We start from the raw sequence: 11,108 nt of genomic DNA, 5'->3' as shown, positions 1-11,108 counted from the left end.
GCTTGTTGACTTTCCATGCGTTTGCGCATTTCCAATTCGTACAGCTTTGCTTTCAGCTGCTTCATTGCCGTATCGCGGTTTTTATGCTGTGAGCGGTCACTTTGACACTGAACCACAACACCGGTTGGATTATGGGTAATTCGCACCGCCGATTCTGTTCGGTTAATATGCTGGCCACCGGCACCACTCGCCCGGTACACATCAACGCGTAAATCGGCTGGATTAATATCTATCGCAATATTATCGTCAATCTCTGGCGAGACAAATACCGACGCAAACGATGTATGGCGACGATTACCTGAATCGAACGGCGATTTTCTGACTAAGCGATGCACGCCTGTTTCTGTTCTAAGCCAGCCAAACGCATATTCACCTTCAAAACGAATCGTCGCGCTTTTAATTCCTGCTACATCACCATCAGACTCTTCAATTAATTCGGTTTTAAAACCCCGGCGCTCACCCCAGCGCAAATACATGCGTTCTATCATCGCTGCCCAATCTTGTGCTTCTGTACCGCCAGAACCTGACTGAATATCCAAAAACGCATTACACGCATCCATTTCACCGGAAAACATGCGTCTAAACTCTAAATCAGCGACTTGTTTTTCTAAATAGTCTAAATCGGTTACAACGGTGTCAACAGTTGCTTCATCGTTTTCGTCAACAGCCATTGCCAATAATTCAGCGGCATCGGTTAAGCCTTGCTCTAGCTCGCGTATAGTATTAACAACAACTTCCAATTGTCCACGCTCTTTGCCAAGCGCTTGTGCTTGTTCGGGTTTATCCCAAATTTTGGGGTCTTCTAATTCCCGTAATACCTCGACCAGGCGTTCTTGCTTATTATCAAAGTCAAAGATACCTCCTAAGCGCACTACCCCGCTCAGTTAGCTCAGCTATCTTATTTTTTATCGGATTAATCTCTTGCATGGATATAAACCTAACCGTTTAAACGCTAAAAAGCTGAGCATTATAACTCAACGATTACTCATTTTGAGAAAGCGATGATGACTAGCTTTTGTTCACGACACTATCGAACACTAAACCGGAATAACTAACCTAGCTTATAATGGTCGGTAATCTGCATTAATTAAAACGCTTTTCATCATCAAACATGTTCAAACCCAAAGACTTTTTGGAAACCGCCGAAGGTTTGCTATTCGCCGTTGTCTCGGCTCAATTAGAGCAGGATAAATGCTTATGCTTTCTTCGTTACGTTAAGCATAACGGACAATGGCGAAAGTATGCCACCGACGACGCCAATGTATTTCTACAACAGAATTATCCTGAGTATTTGCATTACTCGCAGCAACTAGATGCTGAGCTACATGCAGTTGAGCTTCATCGGGTCAGTCAGCATCATTGCCCTCGCCGCCGCCTGCATAACCTGCTGACACAACCGCCCGATGATGAAGTAGAGCAGGATTTATATCAATTGGCTCAACTTCTGTTTAACCATAAGCTAGATTTAACTCAAGTAGGTATTACAGGTTCTTTGCTGGCAGCGGTGCATAATACACGCTCCGATATTGACCTTGTATGTTACGAACACGCAACATTCGAGCAGGCACGTGCATTAATTGAACACCTGGTTAACCAAGGTTGGTTATCGGCGCTATCTGAAGCGGATTGGCATGAATCGTATCAACGGAGAGATTCGGAATTAAGCTTTACGGAATATGTGTGGCATGAACAACGTAAATTTAATAAAGCCGTCATTAATGGGCGTAAATTTGACTTAAGCTTGGTTAATAGCGCGCCAATGTCAACTGAGCGTTATCATAAACTGTCAGCCATTAAACTGCGTTGCCAAGTGCTGGATGACTCGCAAGCATTTGCCTATCCAGCACAATTAGGGTTAAATCACCCTGAAATTACCAGTGTTGTTAGCTTTACTGCTACCTATAACGGCCAAGCCTTTTATGGTGAAACCGTTGAAATTGCTGGCTTATTGGAGCAAAGTGAATCTGGGCAAAAACGTATCGTCGTAGGTTCATCGCGAGAAGCGAAAGGCGAATATATTAAAGTTATCCATGCTTAAAATTCCAAAATTTTCTGCGGTTATTTTTGACTTAGACGGCTTAGTCTTAGATACCGAATCCGGTTATCGACTGGCTTGGCAAGAGGCCGCTGCCCATTTAGGTTACAGTTTAAGTCAAGAATTTTTACATGGTTTAACGGGCTTAACCGGCACAGCCATAACGCACGAGCTTTTTAACCTGTTAGGCGCAGATTTTCCCAGTCAGCTATTTTTTGAGCTATCTGCGGAAATTTGGCGCCACCACGCAGAAACCCAAGGCATTAGCGTTAAATCCGGTGTCTACGATTGCTTAGCGAAATTAATCCAGCTCAATATGCCTTATGCCTTAGCTACCAATAGTCGTAAAACTAATGCATTAGAATGTCTACGTTATGCCAACCTAGATGATAGTTTTCCCAACCTGATATGCCGAGATGATGTCAGCTCAGGCAAACCTGCCCCTGATATTTATTATGCAACGGCCCACGCTTTATCAGTGGATATTGCTCAATGTTTAGTCTTAGAAGACTCTTACCCTGGCGTACTCGCTGCAGTAACGGCTGGTGCTTACTGTGTTTACGTGCCATCGACACCGAAAGTTGATGTGAACGCATTACAGCAATGTCATTTACTGCTAATGAACTTAGAACAAGCCCTTGATTTAATTTTTACTCCCTCTAACCTTGCTCAATAGCACAAACAACGCGGGCTTTTGCCGATTGATAAGGTTATAATTTTGTATTCTGTGACTACTTAAGCGTACCCCACCTTGATTGATCAACATTCTTATATTTCAGTCGTAGCGCCTGCCCGACTACACATGGGCTTCTTTGATTTAAGTGGCGCTTTAGACAGACAATTCGGCAGCATAGGCGTTGCTTTAAATGAAATTAGTACTCGCATCTCGGTTACTCGAAGTGCTGCTCGATTAATTACTGGCCCATCAGCAGAAAAAGCCGATTATTGTTTAAGCTTACTCTGCCAAAGTTTAAATGTATCCGACCAGGTTAATATCAAGATTGAAGAAGCCATTCCTGAACATGTAGGCTTAGGTTCAGGGACTCAAATGTCGTTAGCTATTGGCTCCGCACTTAATGCTCTTTATTGTTTAGGGCTTAGCGTACGCGAGATAGCGAGATTACCGAACGCGGGCAACGCTCAGGCATAGGCATAGGCATTTTTGAACAAGGTGGTTTAGTCGTCGATGGTGGGCGTGGCAGCACAACCTTAACTCCCCCGGTTATCGCTCAAATGTCTGTACCTGAAGATTGGCGCTTCATTTTAATCTTTGACAGCCGTGGGCAAGGTTTGCACGGCATCCAAGAAATTCAAGCCTTTAATGAACTCCCCCCTTTCTCTGTTACAGAGGCTCAGCGTTTGTGTCATTTATTGCTGATGCAAGGGTTACCTGCCTTAGCTGAACACGATTTAACTCGCTTTGGTGAAGTTATCACTCAATTACAAACATCGGTAGGCACTCATTTCGCCGCCGCACAAGGCGGTGTGTTTACTAGCTCAGAGGTCGCATCAGTAATGGCATGGTTGGTCGAACAAGGCGCTGTTGCGATAGGCCAAACGTCTTGGGGACCCACGGGTTTTTGTGCAGTATCAAATGCTAAGCTGGCCGATATGTTAATAGAGCAATTAAACCTACGTTTTGCCCATTTTGATAAATTAAGCTTTTTAGTTGCCAGCCCTAGAAATAATGGTGGCTATATTCGTATCTTAAAACATAGCCATACTTGATAATAAGCCGGAAACTAAACGTCATGCACCAAAGAATGCGCGCAGATTCAACTTTTTAGATAGGAAGGGTGCGCTGTGTGCACCTTTATAACATCATAAAAATCAATGAAAAAGGTACGCACAGCGCATCCTACAACAACACAAGATACCAAAAACTTGACGGTTCTAAAGTATATGTGAAAAATGGCGTTTAGGTTGTGATTAAGAGGGGATTTCTTCCGAAAAGCACGTTATTTGACGCAGGCGAGCCATGAATGAGTCTTTGGAGCATGGAATACACCTTATTTTGCTTGTTACTAAGTTGCTCTCATGGGCGGCATAACCTGCCTAGATAACGGCCCGAATACAAATTACGGCTCTGAAATTGGGCGGGGTATAGTAGATAATGCTTTTTTATCAATTTATCGATTCATGGTGTGATGGGGGTTCTAAAGACGTTCTGGGCATTGTTGTTATGGACTGTATCGCCACAATCTGATTTCGCCCCGCAGATTTTGCACAATACAACGCTTTGTCTGCTTCTTTAAATAAAAAATCCTCGGTAATGTTTTTATGAGGAATCACTGAAAGTAAGCCTATGCTAACCGATACCTGCTTTGAATCACCAAAAAGCATCTTTAAATCGTTGATAGATTTTAAAATCGATTCCGCAATCTGCCGAACTATTTCCAATGGGCTATTACCCAAAATTAACGCAAACTCATCCCCACCAATACGCGCAGAATGATCACTAGGTCTGCGCGCATGAGCAAGCAGGATCTGACCAACATTAATCAAACATTGATCACCAGCAGCATGTCCAAATTCATCATTGTAATTTTTAAAATAATCGACATCGATTAAAACCAAACCAATCGGCGTTTGGTTACGAATACTGCTTCGTATTTCACTACTGAGGAAAAATTCGAAGGCTCGCCGATTACTAAGTCCAGTCAGTGGGTCTTTCATAGCAAGCTCTTCAACTCGCTCCTCCGCCAGTTTACGTTGTGTCACATTGTGATGGGAAATGACAAACAAGCTGCCAGATTCATCACCATGCAAGGCCACGACACGCATGGTGAACCAGCGTTTCTCGTTCGGGCTATGGCAGGGATATTCAAAGTAAAAAACTTCTAAGTTGCCAGCTAGTACATCCATAATACCTTGAAATGCGTGGCCTGCGTAGTTATCACCAGCGGCAGCCGCATTGGATAGGGTATCAAGATAGTTGAAACCCTCACATGTGTATCCTGAAGGCATTCCATTTTCGCACCCGAAGTTTTGCCAAGCCAAGTTGACCTCAAGAATGTTACCTGATTGATTAATCACAGCGATTTGATCTTCGAGTGAATGGAGTATTGATGTGTGTAGGCTAGGTGGTAATTGCATGGCTTAAACTATCTGTGCTTCGCCTTCAGTATTATGCTAATACATAAAATTAACCACCCCATTGATATGGAACTTTACTTATGGGCTGGCATACACTCGACGCAAAATATTGCGTCATCCATTCGGATAAATAATTTAACCATAAAAAAGTAAATAATTACACGTCAAATTCTAGTAGTTGAATGCATCTTCAGGCAATCTCAATAACGTGTAAGAGCATTTCTTTAACAAAAATAATACCCCGCTCCTAACAGCGGTGTGCGCGGATTAAGTGATAATTTAACAGAGACTTTATCCAATAATCCTTGAAACCGACCTTTTGCTTTAAACGCTTGGATAAAATCTCCGTTTTGCATAGCCGGTAAAATCTTAGCAGCGATACCGCCGCCGATATAAACACCACCTAAGGCCATGGTTTTTAATGCCAGATTACCGGCTTCAGCGCCATAAAATTCGACAAACAAACGTAGCGCTTCTGCACATAAGGCATCTTCACCGGCCAGTCCTAAGCGTGAAATCATAGCATTGCGGTCACCTTGTTCTGCGTCATGTAGGCTAGGCACGGCTAGGCAGGCGTTGGCAAAATCGTGCTCTAATAAAAAATCGTATAGATGACTAAAACCATCGCCACAAATTACCCGTTCATAGCTTACATGGTCGGGATAACGGCTGCGTAAAAAAACTAATAACGCATCTTGTTGCGCGGTCGTCGGTGCTAAATCGCTATGCCCGCCTTCGGTGGCAATGGCATGATAACGGCTATCATCCCAATACAATATCGCTTCACCTAAACCTGTACCGGCCGCAATAACGGCTTTATTGCCTATTTTGGCCTCAGCGTTCGGGTTTAGTTCGATTAACTCGTGCTCAGGCAGCTGTAACATCCCTAATGCCATCGCCTCTAAATCATTTAACAAACGTACTCGTTCGATATTAAAACGCTGTTTTAGCAGCTGGGCATCTAATACCCAAGGTAAATTAGTGGTACGACAGCGTTGTTCCACAACAGGCCCTGCAACACCAAAACACGCCGCGCTTAACGTGACATTAGCCGGTAGAAACGCCGTCAACAAATCATCAAACACAGAATATTCGCGACTAGCAAAGGTTTGTTCGTGTACACAGGTTAAATCACCTGCGTCAGTTTTTGCCATTAATGCCAATGTTGTTTTAGTACCGCCTATATCACCCGCTAATATCATGTTGTTCCTCTACCTTAGGATTATTATGTTGTTTGAGCAAAAATGCTAACGCCGTGACCATAGTATTAGCAACGCGGTGCGGCGGTAATTGATAAAACGCCTGCCAAGCAATCGCCACATAATCTTGATAACACGGGCTATGTTCTGGATGTACGTCTAACCAATTGATTCTGACGGCATGACCTATAAGCACATCAATGATTAATGTATCATCAATGTACAATGGCGTTGTCTTAACAATAACCGCCATTGTCTTTAGCGCCTCAACGGTGAGTTGTCTATATACTGAAGACTGAATTTTATTCAGCAAATGACTGACATGCAATTTAAACGCTTGCTCGCCTGACGTCATTTGCGACAACAGCAGCTCACTATCTAGGCGTCGATTGCTATTCAACTTTTCACCAACCATCACGCCTTTACAATGATGTAATAACAACCAAACTCCAGCATAAAATGCATCGTTTTCACGCCCTAACCCGCCTTGTTGCTCGCGCCAGGTATACCAATCCGAGGTTAAGCCATGATCATCGGCGTCCATCGCTTTTGAAAAACGTATATGGGTTAACTCCTTACAATCACCTGCAAATTGTAAAGTTTCAACGTGACCTAGCTCGGTTTCGGTATTGCTATAATCGGCTAAGGTTTCATGAACTTTTTGTGCTAACTCATAAGGTGATAAAAACAATACTTGGTTAAACGCATGATCGAGTGAGCAAGCAAAATCGCGTTTATAACGCACTAAAATTAATTGCAAAATATGACCCACTCTAAGGGTATGAATATCAGCAAATAATTCAGGGTTGGATTTTATCAACATGCCTAAGTATAAGATTAATTCTTGAACAATAATAATCTCACTTTGACTATTATAGGTTTGAATAATCTGTAAAATTTCCCAGGAATCGGTAGGCCGTTTTAAGGTCGCTTTACCGCTATACGCGCGACCAACCGTTAATAAATGCTGGCGCACTAAAATATCTGTCGCCGCTTGCTCTAAATTAATATCATACTTACCCAATAAGCCTGCGGCACGTCTTACGATATACCAGGCATGAGCGTCGCCAGCGCGTTGATAGACTTCTTCTAATAAATCGCGCACCGTAGCTTCGCCTACGAGTACTAAACGGTAATCTAAGCCATGCCGTTGGACTAATAGGCTTAGCACTTCTAAATGTAAATATAAATTGGCTTGGCTTTGCAATGGTTCTATCAGCGCGGTGTCATCACACATTTCCCAATGGTTTAACGCCAACACATCTAATGGCTGATAAGCGTTCACATCATCGGGTAACAGTTGAGCAAACGGACGTTCCACATCATGCTTACCCTTCTTAGCAAATTCAAAGTCGTGTAAATAGTCTATTTTCTCAGAACCTGCTAACTGCGCTAACTCAGCTAACGGCCCTAAACGCACAGGTATTTGATTAACCAGGCCTTGCTGCAATTCATGAATAAACGCGATTAACACATCCTTATTATGGCTAGCGAGCATATTATGCTTAATCGGCATGACAATAATCGGCTGACCGGCTCTATCCCAATGTTTAAAAATATAGGCCAACTCAACCTTTAACCGTTGGATTAACAAGCGGTTATCCATCGCCAAATAAAAACCTTTTTGATTTAAACACTGCGGCGAAAAAACCAAGCGCTCTTGAGCTAACACATAAAGCGTAGAGGTTGCTAAGGTACGCAGTTGTCGTAACGGTCTGCCGGTTAAACCAATCCTGTCATTTCTGCCAACTTGCGTATAGGCTTCGGCTAATTCAGACGCATCTCTAAGTTGAATAGGCGCAATTTCAGTCAAACTCTCGGCTGTTATATTCATTGCACTGAGTTGCGCCTTAACGCCTTCATCTTCAGCTAATAACGCGACTTGCAATATACACGTCGATGCTTGATGCACTTTTTTTATGCCGCGTTAGCGGGTCAATATCTTTTGCGGTTAATGCCCCGTCTTGTAACAAACACGCCAAAATGTAGAGGCTTTGTGCCCAAACCAACGGGATGTTTTCATTAGGTAATCTAGCTTGACTTTGTGGTAAGGCTTTTTCTGCGTCAATGGCGTCTTTAGGTACATAATACAACTCAGGTAGCAATTGTCGGCCATTCTGCGTTACCAATAACGCTTGCAACTTATCCTTATACTCAGCCGCTTGTGCTGTGCGCCCAGCGAATTGGGCATTTAAATTCAAGTAGCAAAAAAACAGCGGCCACTCGCACTCAATATGTTGAAATTGCTTTAACTCTTGCGGGTTATAGTGTAAGCGGCTGCTGTCTTCAATCACCGTTTGATGGCCATCGAGTAAAAACCGTTTACAGCCATAACGGCCCTTCAGTTTTTCAACGACTAAGGCTTCGGTTCTCAGTCTTAGCTCAGCATTATCAACCGCAAAGGCTGGAAAACCGGTAATGCTTAATAACGCTGCATCGACTTCTTTAGACAAGGACTCTCTAGGCAACAATGCTTCTAATGCAATACGGCTACGGGCAATATCGTCGCTAACGACATGAATGACTCCGGCTTGACCACCTTGATGACCAAATAAATTAAACCCCGCTAGAGCCTCTAACGCCGCTTTAGCCATGCCCATAGAGCTAGCATTCAACTCGGCAATACCATGATTAATTTTATTACCGCGCTCCCAGATACCATAATCAGGCGTGCGATACGCTCGGCTCACGTAATGCACTAAATTTTGTACAAAAATTGACTTCGTCTATAGTAAAAATAATGCGCAAACCAGAAGCCGTCATTTGCGCCAACATTAATAAAAAAATTGAGGTCGCATCGAGTTGTAAATGCCCCCATTCATGGTCACCGACTACGGCCAAACCGGTTTTAGTATCATATTTAGCATGTAACGCATCTAGCGGATTTTGCGTATGCTTAAATTTTTCTACCTTAAGCGCTTGCCGCATCATAGCCGTCAACAAACCACGCATCAGTTTAACGGTGCTTTGCTCTAGTAAATAACAACGGCTAGGGTTAGCCCCAGTTTTCTTATACGCAAGACCTAAGCCCCAAACCGCTAAAATGCTGTAGACATTATCGCGCACCCAAGCATCGGTATAATTACCATGTACATTTACGGCAGTACTCGCAGGCAATAAACCGGTTATCCAATCTTGTCGGCTTAAAATAATGTCTTGAACTTGTTGAAAGTAAGAATCTAATGAATCGTCAGTGGTCATGATTAAGGTCAGTAATAGTATTTTGTATACTTTAAAGCAATTGCTATACCAGTAGTGATATATTTCTATAACGCTTTGCTTATGCAATAAACCAACGATTTAACGCGATTGCTGAGCGTTCGAGTGGATTAAGCGCACCAACCTGGACACACCAAAAAACCTACGCACCCTATCAGTGCAGCTTAACTTGCAAGAGTTTCGCTGTTTACAATGAAAATGCACAACTCGTTCTTCTAACTTTTACAGTTTTTCAACCCTACGACAATTAACAATAGCCTGATTTGTGTTAAAATCCCAGCGGCAAACTAGGAATTTTCTTTTCTCTAGTCTTGCTATGACTAATTCTCACCCTACACAGGTATTACAATGCACAATATCAATAAAATTCTCGTTTCTTTAGTATTAGCTGCCGCCTCTTCTGTTGCGTTAGCAGAAAGTAACAGTACTAATGCTCAGGTCAATGCAGCTGGCGAAACAACGTTAGCTAAATTACATGAAGCTGAAACTTTATTGCAAAACAAAGCAAGCAACGAAGAAGTGTTAAAAGTCCTTAACGACGCCAAGCAATCACAAAAAGACTTCCGTTTTGAAAAAACTGAGCGTGCACGTCAAAAATTTGGTGGCAAACTTAGACTAGCTTACGACTCATTAAGAGACGGAAAAACAGCAGAAGCTACTGCAGCTTTAACAGAAGCAACTGCCATCTTCACTGAGATGAAAGCTTTTTACGACGCAGAGCATAAATAAGCACACACATGCTTGGGTTTGGGTATATTTTAGTTGCAATATGCCCAACCTAGCCCGTCACAGGTCAACCACACCCATAAAGGCTTATGCATAAATGCCCGTGGTCATTGAAAACACCCGAAGAAGAGCTTTATCACGATCAAGAATGGGGGGTTCCGATTCATGATGACCGATTGTTATTTGAGTTTTTAACTTTAGAAGGCGCACAAGCCGGTCTAAGCTGGTCAACCGTATTAAAAAAACGCCAAACTTACCGATTAGCGTTTGATAACTTCGATGTACATAAAATTGCGGCTTATGACGAACACAAAGTCCAAGCCCTACTCGCTAATCCTGGCATTATTCGCAATCGTTTAAAAATCCGCTCTACAATTACCAATGCTCAGGCCTTTATCAAAATCCAACAACAGTTTGGCAGTTTCGACCGCTATATCTGGCAATTTGTAGACGGAAACCCAAAACAGAATCATTGGCACGAGTTTAAGCACGTGCCGACACATACCAAAGAATCCGACGCAATGAGCAAAGATTTAAAACAACGCGGTTTTAAATTTGTTGGCTCTACGATATGTTATGCACACATGCAAGCTACCGGCATGGTTAACGACCATTTAGTCAGCTGCTTTAGACATAGCCAGTTAGGTGGATAGTTTTTTAGGCTACCAACTTAAAACGGGACAATACCAAGCCGGGATAGGTTGTTTAGAGTGGCAGAAAACTGCTCCCTGCGTTTTCTGCATTCGCCACGTCCTTGTGGCTTGAGGTGTCGGCAGCAGGGATGCTGCCGCCAAGCCTACAGGGATGTATTTACGGCGCCCTTCACTCTGATA

The 11,108-nt window shown here is 43.0% G+C and carries 11 protein-coding genes and 1 pseudogene; 6 read left to right on the top strand and 6 right to left on the bottom strand.

Annotated features, from left to right (window positions below; translation table 11 throughout):
• Positions 1 to 927 (bottom strand): annotated as a pseudogene (prfB, locus tag VZ94_RS12840) (peptide chain release factor 2); the annotation flags it as partial.
• A 184-nt stretch (positions 928 to 1,111) separates the two neighbouring features.
• Here prfB and VZ94_RS12835 point away from each other — a divergent pair.
• From VZ94_RS12835 to VZ94_RS32150, 4 genes are all read left to right on the top strand, one after another.
• The gene (locus tag VZ94_RS12835) at positions 1,112 to 2,038 is read left to right on the top strand and encodes a hypothetical protein (protein ID WP_045779532.1); all 927 of its coding nucleotides are present in this window, start codon (positions 1,112 to 1,114) and stop codon (positions 2,036 to 2,038) included.
• Positions 2,031 to 2,711 (top strand): HAD family hydrolase, encoded by a 681-nt coding sequence (locus VZ94_RS12830; RefSeq protein ID WP_045779531.1) that lies wholly within the window; start codon positions 2,031 to 2,033, stop codon positions 2,709 to 2,711. Before VZ94_RS12835 ends, VZ94_RS12830 begins: the two co-directional genes overlap by 8 nt.
• A 75-nt stretch (positions 2,712 to 2,786) precedes the next feature.
• Positions 2,787 to 3,185: a GHMP family kinase ATP-binding protein gene (locus tag VZ94_RS32155; RefSeq protein ID WP_338040399.1), complete on the top strand. Its 399-nt coding sequence runs from the start codon at positions 2,787 to 2,789 to the stop codon at positions 3,183 to 3,185.
• Positions 3,186 to 3,268: 83 nt separating this feature from the next.
• The gene (locus VZ94_RS32150; RefSeq protein WP_338040398.1) at positions 3,269 to 3,763 is read left to right on the top strand and encodes a hypothetical protein; all 495 of its coding nucleotides are present in this window, start codon (positions 3,269 to 3,271) and stop codon (positions 3,761 to 3,763) included.
• A gap of 396 nt (positions 3,764 to 4,159) precedes the next feature.
• On the opposite strand, the gene VZ94_RS12820 is transcribed toward VZ94_RS32150, so the two are convergent.
• The 5 genes from VZ94_RS12820 to VZ94_RS30770 form a co-directional block, all read right to left on the bottom strand.
• Positions 4,160 to 5,131, bottom strand: coding sequence for a sensor domain-containing diguanylate cyclase (locus VZ94_RS12820; RefSeq protein WP_045779530.1), 972 nt, complete (start codon positions 5,129 to 5,131; stop codon positions 4,160 to 4,162).
• Positions 5,132 to 5,355: 224 nt separating this feature from the next.
• Positions 5,356 to 6,333, bottom strand: coding sequence for a glucokinase (glk, locus tag VZ94_RS12815; RefSeq protein WP_045779529.1), 978 nt, complete (start codon positions 6,331 to 6,333; stop codon positions 5,356 to 5,358).
• A complete protein-coding gene (locus tag VZ94_RS29025) occupies positions 6,317 to 8,218 on the bottom strand; it encodes a glycoside hydrolase family 15 protein (protein WP_239649906.1) in 1,902 nt (633 codons plus the stop codon). Before VZ94_RS29025 ends, glk begins: the two co-directional genes overlap by 17 nt.
• Complete coding sequence (locus tag VZ94_RS30775) at positions 8,196 to 9,020, bottom strand: glycoside hydrolase family 15 protein (RefSeq protein WP_275575228.1); 825 nt, start codon at positions 9,018 to 9,020, stop codon at positions 8,196 to 8,198. Before VZ94_RS30775 ends, VZ94_RS29025 begins: the two co-directional genes overlap by 23 nt.
• A complete protein-coding gene (locus VZ94_RS30770; RefSeq protein WP_275575227.1) occupies positions 8,995 to 9,531 on the bottom strand; it encodes a glycoside hydrolase family 15 protein in 537 nt (178 codons plus the stop codon). Before VZ94_RS30770 ends, VZ94_RS30775 begins: the two co-directional genes overlap by 26 nt.
• A 366-nt stretch (positions 9,532 to 9,897) precedes the next feature.
• Between VZ94_RS30770 and VZ94_RS12805 the strand changes: the two genes are divergently transcribed.
• Positions 9,898 to 10,278 carry a hypothetical protein gene (locus VZ94_RS12805; RefSeq protein ID WP_045779528.1) on the top strand — a complete coding sequence of 127 codons (381 nt, stop codon included), beginning with the start codon at positions 9,898 to 9,900 and terminating at the stop codon, positions 10,276 to 10,278.
• Between the two features lie 86 nt (positions 10,279 to 10,364).
• On the top strand, positions 10,365 to 10,928 hold the full coding sequence (locus tag VZ94_RS12800; protein WP_045779527.1) for a DNA-3-methyladenine glycosylase I: 564 nt from the start codon (positions 10,365 to 10,367) through the stop codon (positions 10,926 to 10,928).
• The last annotated feature ends 180 nt before the right edge of the window (positions 10,929 to 11,108 follow it).

It is taken from the genome of Methylocucumis oryzae (assembly GCF_000963695.1).
GTDB classification, from domain to species: domain Bacteria; phylum Pseudomonadota; class Gammaproteobacteria; order Methylococcales; family Methylomonadaceae; genus Methylovulum; species Methylovulum oryzae.
This window is presented reverse-complemented; position numbering and strand designations above follow the sequence as displayed.

What these genes read in the sequence shown, in the direction of transcription:
- VZ94_RS12835 (WP_045779532.1), top strand. Translation starts at nt 1,112, where the DNA reads ATGTTCAAACCCAAAGACTTTTTGGAAACCGCCGAAGGTTTGCTATTC.
- VZ94_RS12830 (WP_045779531.1), top strand. Translation starts at nt 2,031, where the DNA reads ATGCTTAAAATTCCAAAATTTTCTGCGGTTATTTTTGACTTAGACGGC.
- VZ94_RS32150 (WP_338040398.1), top strand. Translation starts at nt 3,269, where the DNA reads ATGTCTGTACCTGAAGATTGGCGCTTCATTTTAATCTTTGACAGCCGT.
- VZ94_RS12820 (WP_045779530.1), bottom strand. Translation starts at nt 5,131, where the DNA reads ATGCAATTACCACCTAGCCTACACACATCAATACTCCATTCACTCGAA.
- glk (WP_045779529.1), bottom strand. Translation starts at nt 6,333, where the DNA reads ATGATATTAGCGGGTGATATAGGCGGTACTAAAACAACATTGGCATTA.
- VZ94_RS30770 (WP_275575227.1), bottom strand. Translation starts at nt 9,531, where the DNA reads ATGACCACTGACGATTCATTAGATTCTTACTTTCAACAAGTTCAAGAC.
- VZ94_RS12805 (WP_045779528.1), top strand. Translation starts at nt 9,898, where the DNA reads ATGCACAATATCAATAAAATTCTCGTTTCTTTAGTATTAGCTGCCGCC.
- VZ94_RS12800 (WP_045779527.1), top strand. Translation starts at nt 10,365, where the DNA reads ATGCATAAATGCCCGTGGTCATTGAAAACACCCGAAGAAGAGCTTTAT.